Consider the following 25543-nt stretch of genomic DNA (forward strand, 5'->3'; position numbering starts at 1 on the left):
AATGACATGGTCACTTTTAACGGAATTAGGTGGTCAATTTCACTGGATTCTCCAAAATACGCAAAATAGCGGTACTATTTCAACAGGTATTTGGTATTAAGCTTTTAGATATACATCATGCCTTTCATAGAATGAAAACAAGAGCTAAGTCAAAAACGTGTTATTTGGATAAATTAAAGGAAGTGTTAGAGGAGTATATGGATAAAGATTACTAGTAGTTAAATCATAAGGGGGACAAAAAGGTCCCCCCACTTATTTATATGCTTAGATTACTTATTATGACTTAAAACATGATTCATCTCTAAAGGACCTTCATAAATTCTTTTAACAATGATATTATATACAAGTTTTTATTTTTTAAATAAGGTTCTAAAGCTCCAATGAAACTGGTATAGATTTGAAAACACTCGTTTTATAGGTAGAGTTATAATATAAAATAACTAGATTATATTTACCCGACTCCCAAGATTTAGCATTATTTATACTATTTCCCTGATTATCTTTTTCAGCTCCAATTACAATACTATCTCCTGTCCAAGCCCCATTTATATTTTGAAGGGTTGAAATCTTTGAGGCTGGTCCTAAACCTTTGTGTTCTACCTTTGAGATAATAATAGCTTTGCTAAAATCCAATTGTGCTACTGTCTCAGGAGAATGGTTTAGTTTATCTTTAATAAGTGCTGTATACAATATACCATCTCCTTGAATTTGTTTAATTTGAGTACGTCCTATAAACACATCACCTTTTTTAAATTTTAATGGATTTTCATTATAAGTACCCATATAATAAATCATGGTATCATTTCTAAATATCATATCTCTATCCACAATAGGATTCACAGCTGTACTATTTGCATCTATAATAGTAAAATCCTCTTTTAACTCGAAAACTGAACCATTTTGATCATGTACAGTAAATACAAAATCATAAAGACCTTCGGGAGCAATCTTTGGAATTGTAAAATGCTTATGTACATTAGTATTTCGATGATCTTTAAACTCATCCCAAACAAGTTCTAACTGCCATTTACTTGAATAAGTTTGCTCCTTTTTAGGAAGAATAGCTACTTTGATCAAACCTATTTTACTTGCAGCTATAACATCTACATTAAAATGGAAATCTCTACCCCTTATGGCCTTTTTATTATTGGCATATCCTATTTCAAGATTTTCAATTGTTGGCTTTTTTAATTCTTGATCATTATCATCATTACTACAACTAAAAAATAAAACGGATAATATTATGCAAACAAAACAAATAATCTTACTAATTTTTTCTTTTTTCATAATTTCTAATTATTAGGTTAAATCATACTTACTTTTATCATTATATATATTGAGGAAATGGATCACTAAAGGCTATGTTTTTATCAAATAAAACTTGCTCATCCTCTTGCAATAAACACCCTTGAAGCTCTGTAATAATTTCTTGCTTATTTATATGGTGTCCTATAAAAACCAATTCATTTAATCGATCCGCCCATACTGGATGCCAATGAGATTCTATTAAATCTTGGTTATATACAAAATCAGGGTTTTCTATTCTTTGATTAAAGGGAATACTACACCACCAAACTCCTGCTGTCTCTAACCTAGAAGAACCTCCAGCTTGTGAAAAATTAAGTGCTTGATTAGGCCTACTTGCAATCCAAAAAAGCCCCTTAGCACGTATTAGATTAGTCGGATAGCTCTCATTTAAATATCTCCATAATCGCTCTGGATGAAAAGGTCTTGGATCTTTAAAAACAAAGGAACTAATTCCATACTCTTCGGTCTCAGGTGTGTGACTTTGTTTTTCTAATTCTAATTGCCATCCTCTAGATAATTGAGCTTGCTCAAAATCAAATAACTTTGTGTTTAATACTTCATTAAGGTCAACCTTTGCAAATTCTGATTTTATAATCTTCGCTTCTGGATTTAACGTGTGAAGAATTGTCTGAAGAAACTTCAAATTATCCTCTTGTACTAGGTCTGTTTTATTTAAAATAATTACATCGGCAAACTCAATTTGATCCGTTAAAAGATTGACAATCGTCCTATAATCATTCTCTATAGGAGTGAGCTTTCGATCTTTTAAAAGTTCAACTGTACTAAAGTCTTTAAAAAAATTATACGAGTCTACCACAGTAACCATTGTATCTATATAACTAAATCTAGAAAGATCTATACCTGACTCTTGATCTACAAAAGAAAAAGTCTGAGCTACAGCAATTGGTTCACTAATTCCTGTACTCTCTATAAGTAAATAATCAAATCTATTTTCGTTAGCTAACTTTTCAACTTCCATGATTAAATCTTCCCTAAGTGTACAGCATATACAACCATTGCTTAGCTCCACTAATTTTTCTTCTGTCCTTGATAAAATATTTTGATTCTCCACTAAACGAGCGTCAATATTAACCTCACTCATATCATTTACAATAACAGCTACTTTTAATCCTTGTTTGTTGTGTAAGATATGATTGAGTAATGTTGTTTTACCTGCTCCAAGAAACCCACTTAAAACAGTTACTGGTAGTTTATTTTTCATTTTTAAATTTATTATTCACATACAATATTCATCCCTTTTGCTTTTACATTCTTAGAATAATAGGGTTGATTCTGGTATTATTAAAACAAACAGATAATACAAAATCACTATAGATGTAGTCAAACATATCAGTATAGAATGCAGAATAACTAATTCCATAAATTGAAAAAAGTATGATAAAAGAGTATCAAAACACTTTTATTCTTCTGCATTGCTATAACTGATAAGCACAATTAAAAATCAAAAAATTAGAAAATATACATCAATGCGAATTAATCTAAAGTATTCTACTAAATAGAAAAAAGCGTTATTTTAAAACCTACTAACTACATTCAAAGTACATAGCATAAAATCTAATACTTTACTAATTAATCTTTTATAATAATTTTCAGCAATTCATTTTGATAGGGTATGTTGTTTATGAAGAAAGAAAATCCCTGTTAAAACTCTACTTAAAACATTAAAAGATTAATGTTGAATAAAAGTAATATCATTTAAAAAAATCATAGTGACGATATACGAAATAAGAAAGACGATGTGAGTAATACTTTTCACAACTCAACTTATTTACCATACTGAGCTTTAAAACCACTAGGGGTTAATTCGTGATATTTTTTAAATGCTGCAGTGAAATGGGTCGCATTCTTATAGCCTAAACGTTCACTAATTTCAGCTATAGACAATCTATCTTCCAATAAATAATCTTTAGCAATTCCCATTTTATAATCCGTTAAAAAGGCATAAGCTGATACTCCAAAAACCTTTTTAAATTCAATTTTTAAAGTACAATCATTTGTACCAAGTTCAATGGCAAGTTTTTTTAATGTTGGAGGTTTTTTATAATTTCTAATAAGTATTTCCTTTGCTTTGTACATCTTATCAAGTTGTATCATCATTTGGGTACATTGTATAGAACAGCGGTGCTGGTGAATCTGTTCTAGTTGTAAAAGCATAAGCTCCAGAATCAAACTATCAAAGTAAATAGCTCGTAACACACCCTCTTTTTTATTATTAATCAGTTTTTGCAATAACAAATCCATACATATTGTTATAGGCATTGGATGAATATTTGTAAAAACATAAGGAGCATTCTCATGAAAATTAGAAATCTCAAACTGATTTAAATACTTATCTACTAAACTACTTTTAATGTAAATACGAAAAAAAATTCCCTTTACTCTAAAGCTATGTTTAGCTAAAGCATTAGGATACCTGATAATTAATTGCTCTGACTCTCCGCAATTAAATTCAAAATCTTCTTTATTATTATATAACTCCCCCCTTATCTGAAAATGTAAAACAACTGTACCTGATTCTGTGAGTTTTTCATCGAAAAAAAGAAGATAGTTTTCATCTACCTCACATTTTACAATAATTACTGATTCTGTTGAAAAAGAATCTAATATAAAGTTATCCTTTGAGATTATCTTCTCATTTAGCTCAGATTCAGGTACAATATTAGAATTAGCAGCAAGCAAAAGCTCACTCCTATCAACTTTTATTTCTACCATAATAAATATAACATAAGACACTTATCCTGTGTCTGTGTCTTAAACCAATAAAATAATTAATTCTACTAAAAAATGTTAGTATAGCAACTGTTACAAATCAATTATTAAAAAAGGTGGTGGTCGGGAAAAAAGAGTATTAACTATATTCTTTGACAATATAATTAAAGGGTAATACGTAATTTTTATGTAGTACTTCGCTTTTACAAATACCACAGAAAACACAATCTCCTGACTTAAGAGTAAAGGAGTGTTATTATCAAGTAAAACTAGCTCACATATATGACAAGGTTTTCCATCAATGTGATCTACCTTATGGGTATAACAATGTAGGTTAACTAATTTCAGTATACTGAAAATAGTCACAAAAAAGATAACAATATACTTTTTATACTTATGCATTGTTTTGTTTGATATAGAATAAGTAATAATTACTCAGTTGCAAATATATACATTAGAGCGAATTAACCTAAGACGCAAAGCGGAATAGTAAATGACGTAATTAGTAATTAACTTTTTAACTAATATGCTTTAATTCCTGATATAATACAATAACTCTCTTATTTGATTCTTTGGTACTAAGCAAATTTTCAATAAAAAAAGACTGACGAGATGCGAAATAATAAAGACGAGACAGGTAATACTTGCGATTCCTATAATAATTATTTTATCTCTATCTGTTAGTTTTGTCCCACAAGCTTTAAGTAAATATTGCTTTTCAAAGCTTTCTTCTATTAGAATCAAAAAATCATAAATCACTTTTTAATGACTAAACTAATCGCTAAAAAAACCTTTAGAGATATTATAAATAAAAAAATAAATCTCTATATCCTTTTTGGAATTTGGCTAATTTGTTGTCTTAGCTGTTTTGTTAATTACACCAAATTTGACACACATGCATTATCTGTTGAATCTTATCGTACTGAAGTAAGAGAAAAATGGGAAAATAGACCTGATAAACATCCTCATAGAATGGCTCATTATGGTTATCTTGTTTTTAGGCTTGCTCACCCTATGAGTATATTTGACAATGGATTAGACGATTATCTAGGTAATGTTATATTCTTAGAGGCTCATAAACAAAATACAGCCAATATTTCAGAAGCCAATAGCTCAGGTGTACTTGTACGCTTTGGAGTGTTTACACCAGCTTTTATTTTTCAAATTTTACTGCCGCTTATTATTTTCTTTGTTGGCTTTAACCTAATAACAAAAGAAAAAGAAGCAAATACACTAAAACTATTAAGTATTCAAGGAGCCCCAAATAAATCTATTATTTTGGGAAAAAACCTTGGTTTATGGTTTTACTCATTAATGCTTTCTTTACCCATATTTCCAATAATAATTGGACTGATAAGCTCTAGTCATTTAAGCTCTTTTTTAGATATTCTATCAAGAAGTTTAATACTAGCTGTCTCATATATTGTATTTTATTTTTTACTTTCTACAGTAGTTATAGGGATTTCAACGCTAAGTAAAAGTTCCGCTATGGCACTAATTAACCTAATTACCATATGGCTTTTAATGACTATTATTCTACCTAAAACTGTGCAATATATTGCTCAGATTAGTTATCCAACTGAATCAAGAATTGCCTTTGAAACCAAACTTGAAAAACAGATCCTAAAGGTTGGTGATAGCCACAATCCTAATGACCCTTATTTTTCTCAAATTAAAGATTCGCTGCTTAATCACTACAATGTTGATAATGTAAATAAACTTCCCTTTAACTATGGTGGTTTTATAATGAAACAAGGTGAGAAAATTAGTACCTCTATTTACAATAAAAAAATTAAAGAACTTGAAAACACATTTGAAAAACAATACCATATAACACAGTACTCTAGTTATTTGAATCCAATAACGGCAATTAAAAGTTTTTCAACAATGATCTGTGCTACAGATTATTACTCTTATAAAATATTTCAAAAACAAGCAGAAGATTATCGCTATCAATTAGCTCAATACATGAATGATTTGCAAATAGAACATATCAGCAATGACAATTCTAAAAGTGAAATCATTAGCAAAGAAAATTGGAAGAATTTACCTGATTTTAATTACCAGTACACAAGTTTACTAACTAGTTTACAGACTCAACTATCTATCTTCTTTGCCTTAGTTTTTTGGTTTGTTATCAGTCTTTTAATCATATCACTAAGTATTAAAAAACTTAAATTCAATTAAAATGAATAAGTATTTATATAAACAATTCTTTCAAAATAAAGTGTATGTATTTTCACTCATACTACTATTTCTTTTAGGAATATTAGCCATACATACAGGAGCTACGTTCCTTGAAAAAAATAGTCAGTTAATGCAAGATGCAACTTTATATCAAGAGCAAAGTATTCAAAAAAACGCATCACATGAAAATCATATAGGATCCACTCTTTACAATATCAAGTTTCATTTATTTAATCAACCTAATAAACTAACTGCTTTAAATATTGGTATGAGGGATTTCACACCATCTGTCAAAGGAGTGACTATTAGAAATTTGGAAGAGCAGAAATACAATACTGATTTCTATAATCCAACTAGCGCAGTTGCAGGAAATTTTGATTTTAGTTTTGTACTTATCTTCCTTTTTCCTCTTATTATAATTGCCATTAATTTTAATATTCTATCACAGGAAAAAGAAAGTGGCACATTAAAACTATTGTCTTTACAAAGCGGAGATATTAAAAAAATAATAGATACTAAGCTCATAATAAGATTTCTATCTATTAGTTCTCTCTATTTTTTATTGCTACTAATTGCTAAATTTTGGATTCAAATTCCACTTGACAAAACTTTTAGCTTACTTATTTTACTTGGCTTTTTATACATTATATTTTGGTTTGTATTATGCCGTTTTATAGTAGCTAACAATAAGAGTACTTCCTACAATGCCCTTGCTCTAATTCTTATTTGGATAGGAATGAACTTTATTGTTCCGATGGTGAGTTTTGTTCTTATTCAGAAAATGTTTCCTATAGAGGAAGCCCTACAAACTGTTATAAAGCAAAGAGATGGTTACCACAATAAATGGGATGAGCCTCAAAAAGCGACTATCGATAAATTTCACAACCTATATCCCCAATTTAAAACCAGCGATGATACCCTTATGAATAAGGATTTCAACTGGAAATGGTATTATGCAATGCAACATTTAGCGGATGTAGAATCAATGGAATCCTCTATTGCCTATCAAAGCAAAATAGAGGCACGAAATAATACAGCTAAACTAGTAGGTTATTTTATTCCAAGCATACATACTTTAACTTTTTCAAGTGAACTGGCCTTATCTGATAAAAACAATATACTTGCTTATGAAAACAAATTAAAGGATTTCCATAAAGAAAAACGTTTGCATTTTTATCCCCTAATCTTTTCTAATCAAGACAGTACAATCGAGAATTGGAGCAATCACAAACTAGAAAAATTCAAAGCAAAATCCAACGTTTCAATTATCCAGCTAGTATTACCCTTACTGTTTATCATTATTATTTTACTGTTTATCTCACATCTAAAACTAAAGAAACTATGCTAAAAGCAATCAACCTACATAAAAAATACGACAACAATATAGCTTTAGATAGCTTAAATATAGAGCTTAAAAAAGGAGAAGTATATGCTCTACTTGGCCAAAATGGAGCAGGAAAAAGTACGACAATAAATATATTTCTAGGTTTTATTAAACCAACATCGGGAGAGGCTTTTATTAATGGACTATCTGTAACTAAGAATCCTCAATTGATAAAGAAAGATATAGCATACATCCCTGAAACTGTTATGCTATACCCAGACTTAACAGGTATTGAAAATCTAGATTTCTTCAGTAAGATTGCTGGATTTTCTTATTCTAAAAAAGAATTGACCAACTTCTTAAAGTTAACAGGTCTTCAAAAATCAGCTCATGATAAAAAACTACAAGGATACTCAAAAGGAATGAGACAAAAAGTTGGAATTGCTATTGCAGTGGCAAAAAACGCTAAAGTTTTATTCTTAGATGAACCAACAAGCGGACTTGACCCAATTGCTACTAATGAATTTAATGAACTCATCTGTAAACTTGGCCGTGAAGGAAAAACCATTTTTATGGCCACCCATGATATTTTCAATGCTACTAAAGTCTCTACAAAAATAGGTATCATGAAACAAGGCAAACTAATACAACAGTTAGATTCTAAAGATTTTACCCCTGATGAATTACAGGAGCTATACATGAAAACGATATAATTTTTTCTATATGGTCAAACAAGCTGTATTTTATATTATTCTTCTAGTACTGGGAATCCATTTTAATGGCTCTTGTCAAGAAAAGCACATGATGGAAAACAATTCATTATTAGATACTTTAATAATAAAATCTAACTCCCTTAAAAGCAAAAAAAAGCAAGCAACTACTGTTATCAGTACAGATTTCAAACAAAGTATGGTAGCTTCAAACTTAGCTGAACTTTTAAGTTATTCTTCTGGTGTAAATATTAGAAAAGTAGGAGGCAATAATTCAAAACCTATAATTGATGGTCTTAGTAGCTCTAGGCTCATCTACCTTCCCTATGGAGTTCGTTTAGAAAATCAAGATTGGGCAGATCAACATGCTCCTGAAATAAATACTCAATTTACAGACTTCGTTGCCATAATAAGAAATGCCCAAACAGTACGCTATGGTTCTAATGCATTGGGAGGTGTTATTAATTTAGATAATTTACCTCTCCCAGATAGTATAAATCAAAAGGTACAGGTATCAACAACATACTCGTCAAATACAAAGGGAATTAATCAATATTTAAAATATGAAAGTAGAATAAATAAAATACCTGAATTGTCCTTCAACTTACAAATGTTAGGTGACAAAAAAGGAGATTATCACACAGCGAAGTATAATGTAGGGAATACTGGTTCTAGAAATTTAGATAGTCATCTATCCTTAAACTACAATAGCATCCCCTTTAAATCAAGAATCATTTTTAATACTTTTAATCAAAAACAAGGAAACTTTTTTGGTGCTCTATCTGGAAATACGGAAGAATTAGAAGAAATCATTTCTTTAGGACGCCCCCTAAATACAACTCCTTTCACCTATAAAATAGACAATCCTTACCAACAAACAACACATTATTTTTTACTAAGTGATACGCAGTGGAAAGTAAGTAATTTATTTAATGTAAAATTAAAATATTCGTTTCAAAACAACATAAAAAAAGAGTATGAAGTTAGAAGAATGGACAGAAATAAAATCCCTTCTCAATCCACTAATTTAACTGCTCATTATCTAGAGACCACTTTAGAGACTTCCCTTAATAATTTTACAATAGAAACTGGAGTATCTACAAGGAGAAAGAACAATGAAAATCAGCAAGGCACAGGCGTTGCTCCAACTATTCCAAACTATGATTTTTTAACAAACTCGTTTTTTTTTCTTCTAGATTATAAATATTCTTTTGGTAGTATAGACTTAGGAGCTCGTTTTGATAAAAACTTTACTGATGCACAAGGAATAGATTTTTTAGGAAATACCTATGGTGATAAAAAATCTTATCAAAGCTGGTCATATCAATTAGCAAATGAAATACAACTAAAAAAATGGACTTTTAGTTCTTCTTTAACCTATGGATGGAGACCTCCGGAGGTCTATGAGTTATTTGTAAATGGCAAACAACATGGACTGCCTATTTATTATGTAGGAGATAAAAACTTAAAAGAAGAAAGAGCTTTAAAATGGTTTAATAATATAGGCTTTTATGGAGATAAAATACATTTTCAATTAAATGCTTTTATACATCATTTTGACAATTACATATTTAGCTATCCTACAAATCAATATAAACAATTGTTTTCTGGACCTGCTATCTTATTTCAATTTCAACAAGTCAATGCTTCTATAAAAGGAATAGATTTACAATTAGATACGCGCATTTCAAATACGCTTAATCTCAGTAGTAAGTGGTCTGTTTTACAAGGGAAAACTGATAAAGGAGATTACCTTCCTAATATCTCACCTTTAAAAGTGATTAATATTCTCACTTTTAAAGCCCCCTTGAAGTTTATAGACTCAATCAATCTAGAGCACCTTTTTTTTGCAAAGAAAAAGCATTTTACAATGGCATATGAACTATCTAAGTCTACACCTTCTCAAACCTCCATTTTTAATGTTGTTATAGATAAAGAGTTTTCAATACACAAAAACAAATTCAAAGTAATTATAAGAGCAGACAATATTTTAAACAAACAATACAAAGAATACCTTGACCTAAATCGATATTTCGTTCATTCTAAAGGGCGAGATTTAAAACTGAGTTTAATTTTTAATATATAAACCACTATGAGTAAACATTTTTTAAACAAAACACTATTAATCTTTTTTTCTTTATTTTTATTACTAGCAAACATCTCGTGTTCAAGTGATGATGTACAAGCAGTAAAGCCTGTTGATGAGACAATAGACAAAGGGCATGAAGAATGGACTAAAGTGACCTTTAAATTTACATTAGGTCATCTTCATGGTACATTGTTTCACGCCAATCCAAGTAGCCCCGAAACAAAATACTTTATTGGAACACAAGAAATCACCTACCAACAAAACGCTAAAGGTGATGTTATACCTTCAACAACTCAACCTCTTAGATTTATTAGAGGTGGGCATTATTCATTAGAAATCGTTTATTACAATAAAAAAGGAGAAAGAATGAATAAGGAATTTACCACTGCAGAGATGTCCCCTATTCATCAACACTTTTTCCTAAACAAGAATGTAAAAGACTTAAAAACTAATCAAAATCTTGGGGATCATTTAAACCTTTTTGACTACACATATAGAGATACTGATCCAGAAGATCAGATGTATAAAATATCTGAAACGGCCAAACTAAGACCTTCTAATGATCCGATAGGACTTAAAGGATACTTCTATTTTACTGATAAATATAAATCATTTGATCTTAATATATTACTTGTTCACGTTGTTAAAGGAACAAAACTAGATGAAAATGGGAAACCATTTGCATTTAATAACCCTAGCAAACGAATTCTAGGTACACAGGATTTAAATCTACGCATTCCAGCTAAGATTTACACTTCAATGATGGAAGATGACTCAGAAGAAGAGGAAAAACGTTTTATCAATGATATAGCTAAAGAGTTTAATATTTCTTATGAAGAAGCTTATAATGATTGGGACAAATCATTTGATGCTCCACATGATAGCAGTAAATACTATATGTAATATTTCTTCTTACCAAAAACATAGCCATTATTTGGTTATGTTTTTTTTCTTAAATCAATTTAAGTATATTTAGACTTAATAAATAATAAAGACATGAAACAGTTTTTATATAAAAAAATAGGGATAATATTCTTATTACTATTTCAGTTATCTTTAATTGAAGTATTTGCACAAACACCTTCAAAAACAGAACTAGAATATTTTACAATTGAAAATACCCCTCTTTATCTTATCAATACTGGTGATATTGATTTAGCCATACGCTATAAAAAAGGGCAAGGTACACCTATTGTATTTATACACGGTTCATGGGATGATCATAATTCTTGGTTACCAGTGGCAGAAGAGTTAATTAAAACTACTACTAATCCCATCATTTTATATGATAGAAGAGGACATAGTGCTTCTTCTCCAGATAAAGAACAAGGTACAATATCAATGGATGTCCAAGATGCCGTCTCCCTACTCGATGCTTTACAGATTAAGAAAGCTCATTTTATAGGACATTCTTATGGAGCAAATATCACAATTGAACTAGCCAATAATCACGCTGATAGAGTTGAGAGTATTGTTTTATATGAACCTCCTATTTTTGGGATGCTTAAAGGACAAACTCAATACAAACAAATTCTATCAGAGGTACAGAATGAAATGCAAAAAAGTAAAACTTTACTTGAACAAGGACACATTGAACAGGGAACCTTTAATTTTATTGAAAAAGTAGCCTTTGGAAAAGGTAGTTGGTATTCTGTTTTTGATCAAAGAGCCAGAAATACAATGACAGCTAGTTACACTACTTGGCTTGATCAAGCTAATGATCCTGAAAGGTTAAATATAAAACCAGAAAATCTTAATCAATTTAATGGCAAAATTACACTTATTACAGGATCTGATTCTATCTTAGTATATCCAGCTGTTGCAAAAACAATAAAACAGAAAGTTAAATCAATAGAATTACAGACTATTCAAGGTGCAGGTCATGGAGGACTTATTTCTCATCCCAAACAAACTGCTGATTTGATTAGTAAACATTTAGAACAACTATAATAATATACTTATGTAACTTTACTTTACAAGAACTTATATCCTAAACAAAAGTAAATCACATGAATAATACTATTAAGGCACAAATAGAGCAAGTAATCTCCCTAACAGACAAGGATTTTGATTTTATCTTGTCTTGTTTTGTGTTTAAAAAATATAAGAAACATCAATTTTTAATTCAAGAAGGAGAACCTGTCCCCTATCTGTTCTTTATTGATACAGGTCTATTAAAGCTTGTTTTTACTGACAATAATGCTAAAGAGCATATTGTAGACTTTGCAATGGAAGGCTGGTGGGAAACGGATCTAAAAGCATTCTACAGCCAATCTCTAGCAAGCATGAGTTTAGAATGTATTGAAGATACGCTTGTCTATGCTTTAGATTTAGAAGGATATAATAAACTAAGAAAAGAACTTCCTGTGATAAATGAATTCTTTTTAGATAAAACGCACAAGGGATTTATTGCAGGGCAGCAGCGTATTTTATCCATGATGAAAAACAATACTACAGAGCGGTTCTTTGAACTTCAAGAGCGTTTTCCTGGTATTATGCAACGTGTGCCAAAATCTCTATTAGCTGCCTATCTTGGTGTCTCAAGAGAAACACTAAGCCGATTAGATTTAAAGTGATCTTCCTCACTTTTTATTTGTGATATAGCTCAACTGCTGATTTAAGCGTTTAATATCAAATTTGCTATATAACTTAAAATAAGAAAGCAAAATGATAAAAACAGCTATTAATCCTTGGCAATGGCAATCTCAGCGCAACTACGCTCAAGCAATAGAAGTTAAAAATGCTCAAAGTACATTATACTGCTCTGGTCAAGTAGCCATTGACACTAATGGAGTTTCAAGTAATGCTAATATGAAAGCTCAGCTTCTACTCTCTATTAAAAACTTAGAAGAGGTAATTAAAACAGCTAATTACTCCCTTGAAGGCATTGTTAGATTAAATATCTATACTACTTCTACCACTGAGCTTATGCAACACTTTACTATTTTACAAGTGTGGCTTGTTAAACACAAAATCGAGCAAGCAACAACAGTACTTGAGGTAAAAGGATTATTTGAAAATCTAACAGTAGAACTTGAAGCTACAGTTGTAAAATAATACTTATAAGCAGATGCTATGGAATTATAGCATCTGCTTTTTTATAATGTTAAGTCTTGTTTATACATATCAATAAAACTTTGAAGCGCTTTAGAAGGAGTTTTATCTTTTCTATAAACTAGTAAGGTAGTCATAGTACCTAATTGTTTGTTAATTGGATAAGTACATATACTTCTATTTTGATAGTACTGAGATATAATCTCCTCAGGAAGTAAACTAATACCTAGTCCTGCCTCTACAAAGTTTATAATCCCTTCTATCGAATTAAGTTCAATACTCTTATAATTATGAACTCCTTTATGGGTAAACCATGATTCTAAGCGCTCTCTGAAAATACAACCGTTATCAAATACAATACTCTTTAAGGGTTCTTGTGTAACTAATTTATTTAAGCTTGGTTGTTTTGAAGATGCTAGAATAACAAGCTGTTCGTCTTTGATCTTAATTTTCTCAAGTCCACTAGTATTCAGTGGTGCTGAGACAAAAGCAGCATCGAGTTTATAGTTTAAAACATCAGAGATAAGTACATCCCTATCCTCTGATTTAAACTCTAAATCAATATTTGGATATTTCTGTGCAAAAGAAAGTAGTATCTCAGGTGCTTTTAAAGCCATAGTGGTCTCCATACATCCAATGGCTAAATGTCCTGTTACAATATCACTGCTTTTAATCTCATTTTTAGCCTCTTCAACCAAGTGCTGAACCTCTTTGGCATAACGCATTAATATCTTCCCCTCTTCTGTTAAGTCAACTCTTCGCGAGGTTCTTGAAAACAGTTTGGTATCAAACTCTTCTTCGAGGCTTTTAATTCTTGCTGTTACATTAGATTGAACAGTAAACATTAGTTCAGCAGCCTTAGTAAAGCTACCACTCTCCGCTACAGCCTCAAATATTTTCAAATCATTTGTATTCATTTTAATATCACTTTTTATGATTTATACAATCATAATTAATCGTTTTCAGTAATCAAATATCCAACATATTTTTGACAAACAAAACAACAAGATGAAAAACAAAATAACAAAACTACTAGTTGCTACACTATTAACCTTTGGTGTTTCTAGTATAACAAGCACTTATGCACAATCAAATTTAATTTCAAAAAATAAAATCATGGAAAACCATTCAATTCACTATCGCTTTATTAAAGTTCAGGGATTAAATATCTTCTATAGAGAAGCAGGAAACCCTGATAAACCTACCCTTCTACTTTTACATGGATATCCTACATCCTCGCATATGTTTAGAAACTTAATCCCAATTCTAAGTAAACAGTACCATATTATAGCGCCTGACTTACCCGGTTTTGGTTTTTCTGATGCCCCAGATCACAAAGCGTTTGATTATACGTTTGATCACCTTGCTAAGATCATGCAATCTTTTATTGAGCAAGTACAACTAAAACAATTTGCGTTATATGTGTTTGACTATGGAGCTCCTGTTGGGTTTCGATTAGCTATGAATAACCCAGAAAAAATAACTGCACTTATCTCTCAAAATGGAAATGCCTATAAGGAAGGATTAAGCGAAGAATGGGATCCTATACAACGCTATTGGCGAGACTCTTCGGATGCAAACCGAAAAGCACTACATAGTTTTGTTGCTAAAGAAGCAATCTGGTTTCAGTATCACCAAGGAGTTCAAGATACTTCTTTAATTGCTCCTGAAGCCTACACGCTTGATCAAAAGTTTTTAGATAGACCAGGAAATATCGAAATTCAATTAGACCTAGTTAGAGACTATCAAACAAATGTAGCTCTATACCCTAAATTTCAAGAGTACTTTAGAACTTATCAGCCAAAAACCTTACTTGTTTGGGGAGATAAGGATCCTTATTTCTTACCTGAAGGAGCTAAAGCTTACAAAAAGGATTTACCAAATGCTACTTTAAAATTCTATGATACAGGTCACTTCGCTTTAGAAACTCATGTAAATGAGATTGGAAATGAGATCCTTGAATTTTTAAATAACCTATCAAATTAATTTATAAACACAAAAACAACATATAATGAAAGCAGCCATATTAGAAGAATTTGGGCCAGTTACTAACTTTATAGTAAAAGAAGTACCAATAACAAAACCAAAATTTAAAGAAGTACTAGTTAAAGTATTGGCAACATCAATTAATCCTTTAGATTATCAAGTACGTCGAGGAGATTACAAAAATGAGTTATCTCTACCTGTTATCACAGGTCATGATGTCTCAGGAGTAATTGTAGAACTTGGTCAAGGCGTTGAAAATTTTAAAGTTGGAGATCAGGTATATTACTCTCCTGAGATATTCAACGGCCCAGGAAGTTACGCCCAGTATCACTGCGCTCATGAATCTATTATTGCTTTAAAACCAAAAAACATTAGCCATTTACAGGCTGCTACCCTTCCTTTAGCTGCTGGTACAGCATGGGAAATGTTAGTGACTAGAGCCAAGCTTAAAATCAATCAAACCATTTTAATTCACGGAGGAGCTGGCGGGGTTGGAATACCAACGATTCAAATCGCCAAAGCTATGGGAGCAACAGTATATACAACAGCAAGAGAAGTTCATCACGACTTTTTACGTGAACTCGGAGCTAATTATGTAATTGATTACACTAAGGAGAACTATATTGATCGTATCAATGAATTAACCCATAATAAAGGAGTCGATGTAATTATTGATACCATTGGTGGCACAACACTTACTGATAGTGGAAAAGTCTTAAGTCAACTTGGTCAAGTAGTTACCCTAGTTGATATTACCCAGCCACAAAATCTTATTGAAGCTTGGGGCAAAAATGCAACCTATCACTTTGTCTTTACAAGACAAAACAGAAATAAACTAGATGAACTTACCAAACTTGTAGAACAAGGAAAACTAAAGCCGATTGTAACTAAAGTATTTTCTTTAGAAGACATTGGTAAAGCACATGATTTACTTGAAACAAGGTCTAGTGATAAAGACTTTTATGGTAAAATTGCCATAGATGTTGAACATCAAATTCTTTAATTATAAAAGTTATACTTTTAATAGCAGATAATTTAATTTATCTGCTATTTTTTTTAAATACACTTGGTACTGTATCAAAAGTCTTTTTAAACGCTCGATGAAAATGTTGTGAATGTGAAAACCCTAACTCATAAGCAATTTCAGAAATGGTCTTGTCTGTTTCTTGTAATAATATCTTAGCCTTACTCATTCTTACATTTTGTAAGTAATTAGTCATAGACATTCCATAAAGCTGCTTAAAACCTTTCTTTAGTTTATATTCATTTAGTCCACTTGTTTTAGACAAAGTAGTAATACAGATTGGATTATACAGATTTTGCTCAATAAGTGAAGCTACTCTATGTAGTTTTTCAACATCCTGTCTTTGAAATAAATTCTCTTTTGTTTGTTTTGTTTTTGTAAACAAAAGTTCTATTTGCTCACAAAAAACTTGATTAACTGTAGATTCAAAATAAAGTCTATGTAGTTTATCAGAAATAGGGCTATCCCATAAATTCCTTAAAAGGTAAAGTAAGCGTTTTGATAGTCTTGCATCATGTCCGTGTTTAACCCAAGGTGCTTTTAGGTTTATTTGATTAAAGTATAAAGGAGTTAAGCTTAATAATCTAGTAAAATACTCTAATTTCAAATAAATACTAATAAACTGGTACTCTCCTTGACCGATTAATTGATTGGTTTCCTTCTTTAAAGGATTGTACAGCCAATTATGAGATCCCTGAGGGTAAACCAATTGATCAAACAAGCCTTCTTGAGATTGAATAAAACTGCCCTTTACAACAAAATTAAACTCAACTAGTCCTTCTCTATTTATATGTGACCATAACAAAGTGTCTTCCTTAGTACTAAACTGAGTATCTGTAATAATGAAATTAGTTCCTTGGTAGATTTTCATTGTACCTTGCTTATCCCCTATGTCAAACAAAAGATCAAAAAACTTTCCACGCTGATGAAATGTAATTAAGTCCTGATAATTAATATTTTGCTTTTTTTCCTTCAATGCTTTACTTGTTATATCATTTATAAAACTGGTACAATTTAATCCTTTTTGTGCACAAATTCTCTTTGTAAAACAAGGAGATTTGTAACAAAATAAAAAAGATGGAAAACATAAATAAACCTAATAAAACTTGTGTTCTAATCATAGGTGGAGGAATTACTGGTCTAACAGCAGCACTACTTTTAGAGCGTTGTAATATAGATTTTATTCTGGTTGAAAAACACAAAACAACTTCTATTTTACCAAGGGCAAGAACAATTGATATTCGAACAATGGAAATATACAGAGAGCTTGGGCTATCAGAAAATCTACGTGAAGCTGGAAAAGAACTTGCTCCTTCTTGGGGTATATTAAGAGGAAATAACTTAAAAGATGCTTTGGCTGAGACTGATTCCAAAATCATAGGTAAAATAACCTATCCTAGTGAGCTTGAAAATTTAAAACATTTAGGAGAAAAATCACCTGAAATAGGTTGTCGTTGTACCCAAGATTTAAGCGAAAAGGTATTATTTGATAAACTTATAGATAAGAGACAAGACCTTCGTTTCTATCATCAAATGCTAAGTTTTAAACAACATGGTAATACAACTACATCCATTATTCAAAATAGAGAAACAGGTAATCAGTATACAATTGAGGCTCAATACATCATTGCAGCTGATGGGGCAAATAGCCCCACTAGAAAGCAACTTAATATTGCAACCTATGGTAATGGTTCTTGGACTAATCTATTAAACATTTACTTTAAAGCGGATCTATCCGCAATCGTAAAAGGAAAAGAATTTAGTCAGCTCCTTATAGATACAGAAGAAATTACAGGTTTTTTATTGTCTATAAACAATAAAGACAAATGGGCTTTTCACTTAAAATACAATCCTGAAAAGCAAAATAGTGATAGTTTCACATCTGAAAGTATACTTCCTATTTTATATAAAGTACTTGGTTATTCAGACATTGAAATAAGTATTTTAAATCTCTCGCCATGGCAACTAACAGTTAGAATTGCCAAAGAAATAGCTAAGGATAATATTTTTATTGTGGGAGATGCAGCCCATACAATGACTCCTTATGCAGGTAAAGGTGCTAGTGCTGGAATTCAGGATGTACACAATCTTATTTGGAAGCTAAAACTAGTTCTACAAGGTAAAGCAAATAAAAAGTTACTTAACACCTATGATATTGAAAGGCAAAACGTAGGAGCTTTTTACGCAAATCTATCTGGTGAGCTAGCCGATGATAATGGCCTTGTAAGAGATAAACTATTACTTGAAAAAGGAGATCTATTAATAGGGCTTCCTGATTATAGTTATAATTCAACAGCTATTAATAACAAACAAGAACTACCTACTGAATTTATATCAGGGATCTCGTACACAGGAGTCATAGGTACACGTCTACCCCATATGTGGTTAGATAAACAGCAAACTGTATCTACTCTAGACTGGGTTAACTATAACTTTACCCTTGTTGTTAATCAGTATTCAGATTACTGGATTCAAGCTTGGGCAGAAACAAAACAAGAACTAAATATAGATATTGAGTTACATCATTTTTTAGATTCTACTGTATTAGATAAGTGGACTAAGCTAACCAATTCAACATTATCTGATGCTATACTAGTGCGTCCTGATGGTTTTGTAGCAGCGAGATTATCCACTAATGATCCAGAACATAATCTATTAAATTGTCTCAAAGAAATACTTAGTATAAAGTAGCCTTTGTAACCCCCTAATCTAAGTCCCCATTAAACAAACAACAAATCCTTTCACTCCAATAAACATTATTTAAAGTTTATTGGGGTGATTTATTGACCTTTCTATATTCGTTAGGGCTCTGCTGCTTCAAAAGTTTAAATTGTCTATAAAAATGAGCTAAATTCAAGTAACCACATAAATAAGCAATCTCCGATACAGTCATTTCAGTTTCCAACAAAAGCTTACATGTGTGATTTACTCTTAGTTTATTTATAAATTGAAAAATTGTTTGTCCTGTTTCATTTTTAAAATTACGACATAAAGCTGTTGAATTCTGACTGGCGTAAGTAGAAATTTGCTCTAGCGTAATATTTTGATCAAAATTATCATAGATATAATCAAATGTTTTTTGAATCGCTGATTTAAAACCGATAGCTTTATTCTCTATATTAAACTCATAAGGAGATATTACTTTATAATCATTCGTTTTACCCAACATTTCAAGTAAAGAAAATAATGTACTTACTCGCCCAATACCTGTGGTACGATCTATAAAACGCAACTTCGATGTTAGACGTTTAAAAATACCCTCAGATTGAAAAACAATACCTTGACTACTAGAAACAAGAAGCTTTCTTATGTATTCAAATTCTCCTATTTCATGCATATTAATTGGAAAAAGACTTTGTTTAAAATGTATAACACCAAGCGCAGAATAATCTAGTTTCTGCAAAGGATCATCTATATAGTTAATAGAATGGGGTACATTTTTTCCTATAACCAAAATATCTCCCTTTTTTAGTGGATACACAGTATCACCAATGCTAACAAGGAAAGCTGCATGAATACAAAAAATTTGATAATCTTCATGTTTATGTGCATAAAAGACACCTTCTTTTTCTCTTAAACCCAATACAGACTTAAAAGAGACTTTAATTGAAGCTTCTAAAGCATACTCAATCATTATAGCTTTTGATTTATTCTTCACTTTACAATATAGTATATTATACTGCAAATATAATACACTTATAAACCTTACGTAAAACATAATATTGCAAAACAAAATTTAATTAATATCAAAAATGGAAACAAGATCAACCCTATTAGCAAACAGAAAATTTACTTCTAATGCTATCCCTTTAGTTATTTCTGTCTTTATCATCTTTGTAACCTTAGGGGTTGTTTTAGGAATTCTACCTGCCTATCTAAAAAATAACTTAGAGATAAATAACTTTACTATTGGTTTAGTTGTTAGTGTACAATTTATCGCCACTTTAGCCACAAGATCCATAGCTGGAAAAACAGCGGACACCAAAGGAGCAAATACTAGCTTTTATATAGGGGTTAGTCTGATTATCCTAACAGGTATACTCTACTGTCTGTCTATTTTGTTCAAAAGTAATCCTGTTCTTCTCATGTCAATTCTTATCTTAGGTCGTATCACACATGGTATAGGAGAAAGTTTTCTTCTAACAGGTTCTCTTTCTTGGGGGATTAGTCTTTTAGGAATAGAGCAGTCTGGTAAATTTATGAGCTGGACTGGCATAGCTATTTTCGGCGGAATAACAGTTGGAGCTCCACTGAGTATATTTTTATCTAAAGACCTAGCTTTAGATATTATTTATATCCTCGCCCTAATCGCTATACTTCCTTTAATTTGTTTTATGGCTACAACAAAATTACCAAAGATTAAGATTTCAAAACAACACACACGAGTAAGTTTCTTTCAGGTAGTCAAACTAATAATAAACGAAGGGTTAACATTAGGACTTTCCTCTGTTGCTTATGCATGTATTGTGTCTTTTATAACACTTTTATTTATGGAAAAAAACTGGGGAGATGCATCCTTAGCATTTTTCTTTTTTGGCTTTTTTTATTTAATAATCCGTGTCCTATTTTCATCCTTACCAGATCGATTTGGTGGGCATAAAATCGCTGTTTTATCACTTATTGTAGAAATAGTAGGACAATTAATTATCTTTTTGGCTCTCTCAAAAACCTGGGTCATTATTGGTTGTGCATTAACAGGTATCGGAGCTTCTTTAATCTTTCCTGCCTTGGGGGTTATCATCCTAAAAAGAGTATCTCCTGATAACAAAGGAACTGCTCTTGGAGCCTACTCTGCTTTTTTTGATATTTCACTTGGTATTACAGGGCCTATTGCGGGGTTAATAGCAGGATACTTTACCTATAGTTCGGTGTATTTTTTTGCAGCAATCGCCTGTTTAATTGCAATAGTTATTATCTCGAATAGAGTAAAAACAAGCACATTATCTTAAAAATGATCCCAATTAAACTCAATATCTATTGAGAGAATTAGTACCTTTATTCCTATGGAACAATTCATCATTTTTCTAGGTTTATTTGAGATTTTTAATGAATCTCAAATAAACTTTATAACAAATAAAGCTACCAAAATTCAATTAAATAAAGATGATCATTTTATTGAATCAGGTAAAGTTTTAAAACAGGTTGGTTTTATAGTAGAAGGTATCTTTAGAATCTACTATTACAATGATAAAGGACAAGAAGTCACCAAAATATTTCTGGAGGAAAATCACTTAATTTCAAACCTAAAAGAAAATGTTTCTACAGAATATATACAAGCAGCTACCTCTTGTGAGTTACTTGTGTTTTCAAATAAAGACTGGAATGAGATTCTTTTAGAAATTCCACAGTTAGAGCATATCATTCAAGAAATAAACAGACAGGCTCTTGTTGAAAAACTAAAGCGAGTAAGCCCTTTAATTTCTCAAGATGCAACCACTAGATACTTAGAGTTTTTAGAAAAATACCCAACACTTGTCAATCGTATACCTCTTTCTTACATTGCTTCATATCTTGGTATTACGCAGCAATCTTTAAGTAGAATTCGAAAAAACATATAGTCTCGTTTCTTTTTACCATATGGTAAATCCGTTGTTTTTTTATCTCTTAATCTTTGTAGGGTAATTAAAAAACAACTTAACAAATGACACAAACAATTTTAATAACAGGAGCCTCTTCTGGTTTAGGAAAAGAAACAGCTAAACTATTTGCAAGTAAAGGATGGAGGGTGATTGCTACTATGCGTCAACCTGAAAAAGAAACAGAACTAAATCAACTACCAAATGTTCTTCTTTTAAAACTAGATCTTACTAATCCTTCTCAGATTATAGATGCAGCAAAAAAAGCTGAAGAAATAGCACCTATTGATGTGTTACTTAATAATGCTGCTTATGGACTTATTGGTCCTTTTGAAGGAATAACAGATGATCAGTTATCTCAACAAATAAATACTAATTTTCTTGGAACTTTACTTGTTACAAAGGCATTCTTGCCTTATTTCAGAGCTCGTAAACAAGGGACTATTTTAACTGTTACTTCTTCAACAGCAAACATCTCCTACCCTTTTGTTTCAGTTTACGCTGCTACAAAATCAGCTTTACAAAACTGGACAGAAGGCATGAGTTACGAGTTAAGCCAATTTGGTATTAAGATTAAAACCATTGTTCCTGCCTATATGCAGACAAGCTTTGGTAGCAATGCTCAAATCGCTTCGCATCCAGATTATGAAACGCTATTTAATCAGTACTTAATAGCAATGAAACAAGATTCAAGTGCTACACGTGATATACCTCAAGATATTGCTGCTGTAATCTATCAAACAGTCATAGAAGATAAAGATCAACTTCACTATACAGCTGGTGATCTAGCAACTAAAGAATATGATTGGCTTAAAAAAGAAGGTATTGAAACCGTAATGCATACCATGCAAAAACGATACTTTTAAATCTCTTACTAACTAATCAGAATATAAAAACCGTAATCTAGTTGTTACGGTTTTTGTTTATTAAAATACTCATCAGTAAGTTCTTTGACAACCATAGCCCCAGCCAGAGATCCACTTGCTACTGCAGCTGATACTGATCGAAACATGTTGGTATTATCACCACAAGCATATATACCATCTACACTTGTTTTTTGAAAAGCATCAACCTTAATATAACCTATCTCTGTTAGCTCACACCCCAACTGTTTGGGTATCATACAATGCTGCTCAAAAGCTACAGCTGCGTACATGGCTTGAAAATCCAATTTGGAGTTATCATTAAAAACAACTGATTCAATATAGCCTTTCTCGTGTTTAACTTCTATAATTGGGCTTTCAATCACTGAAATGTTATTTCGTTCTAATTTAACTTGTTGTTCTAAAGTAAACTCTTTTGCTCCATTAGTTAATATGGTAATATCCTTGGTTAAATTGCTAACTAAAGAAGCTACATGAACTGCCTTGTCTGAATTAGCCAAAATAGCCGTTTTCTTATCTTTAAATTCATATCCATGACAAAAGGGACAATGAATAACTGATATACCCCAACAAGCCCCTATTCCCTTAATATTAGGCATGATATCTTTAACTCCTGTAGCAAAGATTAACTTCTTACTTTTAAAAACATCATTTGAATCTGTTTTAATTTCAAAGCCAATTGCTATCTCTTTACCTAATACTGCTAAGCCTTGGTAAAATGCTACAGTCTTATAAGCTAAAACTTGATCTTTTGCTTTTGTTGATATTTCAAAAGGCGTTTGCCCATCTTGGGTAATAAAGTTATGCGAGTGTGGTGTTTGTCTATTACACGGCAAACCACTATCAATGATTAAAACAGATTTTAATAAACGGCCTAATGCCATTGCCGCAGAAAGCCCAGCGTAACTTCCTCCAACAATAATTACATCATATTGATCTTTATATGTCATGGTTTAATTTTATTTAATGCAACATTGTTGCAATAATAATGATTAAATTTGTAAATGCAACATTGTTGCAATATTATTTTACATCATGAAACAAACTAGGAACACACAAGCCAAAACTGAAATAGTAAAACTGATTGAAAATTCTGAAGTTGCTTTATCTCACGCAGAGATACTTGCTACATTAAATGGAATCTGTGATAGAGTAACTATCTACAGAGTACTTGATCGCCTAACTGAAGAAGGAATTATTCATAAAATAGCGACTGTAGAAGGCACAATCAAATATGCTATTTGCCAACATTGTACAATAGAAAAGCACAATCATAACCACATTCACTTTACCTGTGAACGATGCCTAAATACTACTTGTCTCACAGAAGTGGAACCTTCATTTACATTACCTAAAAACTATAAAATAAAGTCTGTTAATTTTACTATATCTGGTATTTGTCCAGAGTGTAGTTAATCACATTAATTACTCTATTTATCTTTAATTTTATTTCTGTGTTTTTGTCCAAATTCTATTAAAGATTCTAAAACGGGATAACTCTCTAGAGCGTGCTCAGTAAGACTATAAGATACTGTGATTGGTTTGGTTGAATTAACCGTTCTAGTAATTAATAGATTGTCCTCCAACTCCTGCAGTTCTTTAGACAATACCTTAGGAGAAATTCCCTTCGCGTGTTCTTGCAAGTCTTTAAATCGCATTACTCCATTAGTACATAGATGATTAAGAATACAAAACTTCCACTTTCCACTAAGTAATTCAATAGCATTTCTTAGTGCTAAAATTGTTTCTTTAGATACTGTATCATTTTTCTTGTTGCCATTGTTTTAGTTACTATCCTTGAGCTAAATCATAGTAAATATAAAATAAGCGCGTCATAGATTTGTTGAAATTCAAAAAAAACAATGAATACCCCCCTATAGGTCTTCAGTCCATACTGGTTTATATAACCGTATATCAATTTTAAACTTCTCTATATGTTGATCGCAAAGATTGTTGCTTCACATTAACTATAGATATTCATGTTCCACTAAAAAGAAATTTTTCCTTAAAGGAATTATAAAGAAGAAATAGCTGATTTAATACTAGGCTAAATTCAAAGTAAATAAGCTATTTTGAAATAACAATTTTTAAAAATGTGAAAATTGCTACTCAGATTTTAATTATTGCTAAAAATACCTCTATGACAAGGTCTTCAAAGAAAACTTAGGTGCTTCTATAAAAATGAAATCTAACTAACTTGCTGTGGGAATCAAACCTAATCCTTATCATTACAACAAGTGCTATTAGATTTGTAGGCTTCCCTAAAAATCGAACACTTGTTAATCTTTTAACTATATCAAAAAAATTGCTAAATAAATACAATGAATGTTTTAATCTATCTTATTACATCATTGCTCTATTGTTCCTCTTTACAAGTTGATTATATTCCTGTATCTTATCTGTGCTATAATAGTCATTTCTCTACAAAGAAGTAGTCTACTTTTACTATTCTTTACTCTTTACTTAAGCCCTTAGCCTTAATAATCATCCTATTTTAGGAGATAAACAGATTATTTCGTTTTGATTTTTTTAACATTAAAAACAGATAATTAGTATTTAATAGAGCTAAAAAAAAGAACTTATTATTTAGAATCATTCCTAACAATTAAACAAAAGGTAATTATTTTTAATTATTCTAAATAAGCATAATTACTTAATACATTTGCTCTAT

General features: G+C 31.0%; 23 protein-coding genes and 1 pseudogene. 16 read left to right on the forward strand and 8 right to left on the reverse strand.

Annotated elements, in window-relative coordinates; genetic code table 11:
- Window positions 1-44: 44 nt before the first annotated feature.
- Window positions 45-215: pseudogene (locus AABL85_RS16485) on the forward strand (RteC domain-containing protein); the annotation flags it as partial.
- Between the two features lie 154 nt (window positions 216-369).
- On the opposite strand, the gene AABL85_RS16490 reads toward AABL85_RS16485, so the two are convergent.
- From AABL85_RS16490 to AABL85_RS16500, 3 genes are all read right to left on the reverse strand, one after another.
- The gene (locus tag AABL85_RS16490) at window positions 370-1287 is read right to left on the reverse strand and encodes a DUF4625 domain-containing protein (protein ID WP_341310889.1); all 918 of its coding nucleotides are present in this window, start codon (window positions 1285-1287) and stop codon (window positions 370-372) included.
- A 40-nt stretch (window positions 1288-1327) separates the two neighbouring features.
- On the reverse strand, window positions 1328-2530 hold the full coding sequence (locus AABL85_RS16495; protein ID WP_341310890.1) for a GTP-binding protein: 1203 nt from the start codon (window positions 2528-2530) through the stop codon (window positions 1328-1330).
- A gap of 563 nt (window positions 2531-3093) precedes the next feature.
- Window positions 3094-4041 (reverse strand): AraC family transcriptional regulator, encoded by a 948-nt coding sequence (locus tag AABL85_RS16500; RefSeq protein WP_341310891.1) that lies wholly within the window; start codon window positions 4039-4041, stop codon window positions 3094-3096.
- Between the two features lie 762 nt (window positions 4042-4803).
- Here AABL85_RS16500 and AABL85_RS16505 point away from each other — a divergent pair.
- From AABL85_RS16505 to AABL85_RS16540, 8 genes are all read left to right on the forward strand, one after another.
- Window positions 4804-6225 carry a DUF3526 domain-containing protein gene (locus AABL85_RS16505; RefSeq protein ID WP_341310892.1) on the forward strand — a complete coding sequence of 474 codons (1422 nt, stop codon included), beginning with the start codon at window positions 4804-4806 and terminating at the stop codon, window positions 6223-6225.
- Between the two features lies 1 nt (window position 6226).
- Entirely contained in the window at window positions 6227-7573 is a 1347-nt protein-coding gene (locus AABL85_RS16510; protein ID WP_341310893.1) for a DUF3526 domain-containing protein, read from the forward strand.
- Window positions 7567-8262: an ABC transporter ATP-binding protein gene (locus tag AABL85_RS16515; protein WP_025125908.1), complete on the forward strand. Its 696-nt coding sequence runs from the start codon at window positions 7567-7569 to the stop codon at window positions 8260-8262. Before AABL85_RS16510 ends, AABL85_RS16515 begins: the two co-directional genes overlap by 7 nt.
- Before the next feature lie 10 nt (window positions 8263-8272).
- Complete coding sequence (locus AABL85_RS16520; RefSeq protein ID WP_341310894.1) at window positions 8273-10345, forward strand: TonB-dependent receptor; 2073 nt, start codon at window positions 8273-8275, stop codon at window positions 10343-10345.
- 6 nt (window positions 10346-10351) lie between these two features.
- Complete coding sequence (locus AABL85_RS16525) at window positions 10352-11251, forward strand: hypothetical protein (protein ID WP_341310895.1); 900 nt, start codon at window positions 10352-10354, stop codon at window positions 11249-11251.
- A gap of 93 nt (window positions 11252-11344) precedes the next feature.
- On the forward strand, window positions 11345-12298 hold the full coding sequence (locus AABL85_RS16530; RefSeq protein WP_341310896.1) for an alpha/beta hydrolase: 954 nt from the start codon (window positions 11345-11347) through the stop codon (window positions 12296-12298).
- A 59-nt stretch (window positions 12299-12357) separates the two neighbouring features.
- A complete protein-coding gene (locus AABL85_RS16535; protein ID WP_341310897.1) occupies window positions 12358-12924 on the forward strand; it encodes a Crp/Fnr family transcriptional regulator in 567 nt (188 codons plus the stop codon).
- 91 nt (window positions 12925-13015) lie between these two features.
- Window positions 13016-13405 (forward strand): RidA family protein, encoded by a 390-nt coding sequence (locus tag AABL85_RS16540; protein ID WP_341310898.1) that lies wholly within the window; start codon window positions 13016-13018, stop codon window positions 13403-13405.
- A 41-nt stretch (window positions 13406-13446) separates the two neighbouring features.
- Here AABL85_RS16540 and AABL85_RS16545 read toward each other — a convergent pair whose 3' ends face one another.
- Window positions 13447-14319: a LysR family transcriptional regulator gene (locus tag AABL85_RS16545; RefSeq protein ID WP_341310899.1), complete on the reverse strand. Its 873-nt coding sequence runs from the start codon at window positions 14317-14319 to the stop codon at window positions 13447-13449.
- 199 nt (window positions 14320-14518) lie between these two features.
- Here AABL85_RS16545 and AABL85_RS16550 point away from each other — a divergent pair, with 199 nt between their 5' ends.
- Window positions 14519-15388 carry an alpha/beta hydrolase gene (locus AABL85_RS16550; RefSeq protein ID WP_341310900.1) on the forward strand — a complete coding sequence of 290 codons (870 nt, stop codon included), beginning with the start codon at window positions 14519-14521 and terminating at the stop codon, window positions 15386-15388.
- A 25-nt stretch (window positions 15389-15413) separates the two neighbouring features.
- Window positions 15414-16391 (forward strand): zinc-dependent alcohol dehydrogenase family protein, encoded by a 978-nt coding sequence (locus AABL85_RS16555; RefSeq protein ID WP_341310901.1) that lies wholly within the window; start codon window positions 15414-15416, stop codon window positions 16389-16391.
- Between the two features lie 37 nt (window positions 16392-16428).
- On the opposite strand, the gene AABL85_RS16560 is transcribed toward AABL85_RS16555, so the two are convergent.
- Complete coding sequence (locus AABL85_RS16560; protein ID WP_341310902.1) at window positions 16429-17388, reverse strand: AraC family transcriptional regulator; 960 nt, start codon at window positions 17386-17388, stop codon at window positions 16429-16431.
- 101 nt (window positions 17389-17489) lie between these two features.
- Here AABL85_RS16560 and AABL85_RS16565 point away from each other — a divergent pair, with 101 nt between their 5' ends.
- On the forward strand, window positions 17490-19103 hold the full coding sequence (locus AABL85_RS16565; RefSeq protein ID WP_341310903.1) for an FAD-dependent monooxygenase: 1614 nt from the start codon (window positions 17490-17492) through the stop codon (window positions 19101-19103).
- A 76-nt stretch (window positions 19104-19179) separates the two neighbouring features.
- Here AABL85_RS16565 and AABL85_RS16570 read toward each other — a convergent pair whose 3' ends face one another.
- A complete protein-coding gene (locus AABL85_RS16570; protein ID WP_341310904.1) occupies window positions 19180-20070 on the reverse strand; it encodes an AraC family transcriptional regulator in 891 nt (296 codons plus the stop codon).
- A gap of 94 nt (window positions 20071-20164) precedes the next feature.
- On the opposite strand from AABL85_RS16570, the gene AABL85_RS16575 reads away from it, so the two are divergent.
- The 3 genes from AABL85_RS16575 to AABL85_RS16585 all read left to right on the forward strand — a co-directional run bounded on the left by AABL85_RS16575 (window position 20165) and on the right by AABL85_RS16585 (window position 22854).
- Entirely contained in the window at window positions 20165-21361 is a 1197-nt protein-coding gene (locus AABL85_RS16575) for an MFS transporter (RefSeq protein WP_341310905.1), read from the forward strand.
- A 54-nt stretch (window positions 21362-21415) separates the two neighbouring features.
- Window positions 21416-21970, forward strand: coding sequence for a Crp/Fnr family transcriptional regulator (locus AABL85_RS16580; protein WP_341310906.1), 555 nt, complete (start codon window positions 21416-21418; stop codon window positions 21968-21970).
- Between the two features lie 83 nt (window positions 21971-22053).
- On the forward strand, window positions 22054-22854 hold the full coding sequence (locus AABL85_RS16585; protein ID WP_341310907.1) for an SDR family oxidoreductase: 801 nt from the start codon (window positions 22054-22056) through the stop codon (window positions 22852-22854).
- Window positions 22855-22898: 44 nt separating this feature from the next.
- Here the strand turns inward: AABL85_RS16585 and AABL85_RS16590 are convergent, their stop codons facing one another.
- Window positions 22899-23822 carry an NAD(P)/FAD-dependent oxidoreductase gene (locus AABL85_RS16590; RefSeq protein ID WP_341310908.1) on the reverse strand — a complete coding sequence of 308 codons (924 nt, stop codon included), beginning with the start codon at window positions 23820-23822 and terminating at the stop codon, window positions 22899-22901.
- Between the two features lie 85 nt (window positions 23823-23907).
- On the opposite strand from AABL85_RS16590, the gene AABL85_RS16595 reads away from it, so the two are divergent.
- Window positions 23908-24288, forward strand: a complete 381-nt coding sequence (locus AABL85_RS16595) for a Fur family transcriptional regulator (protein WP_341310909.1) — start codon at window positions 23908-23910, stop codon at window positions 24286-24288.
- A 14-nt stretch (window positions 24289-24302) separates the two neighbouring features.
- Here the strand turns inward: AABL85_RS16595 and AABL85_RS16600 are convergent, their stop codons facing one another.
- On the reverse strand, window positions 24303-24614 hold the full coding sequence (locus AABL85_RS16600; protein WP_341310910.1) for a helix-turn-helix domain-containing protein: 312 nt from the start codon (window positions 24612-24614) through the stop codon (window positions 24303-24305).
- Between the last annotated feature and the right edge of the window lie 929 nt (window positions 24615-25543).

Origin of the sequence: Myroides odoratimimus (assembly GCF_038039805.1) — a bacterium.
Taxonomy (GTDB): Bacteria; Bacteroidota; Bacteroidia; order Flavobacteriales; family Flavobacteriaceae; genus Flavobacterium; species Flavobacterium odoratimimum_B.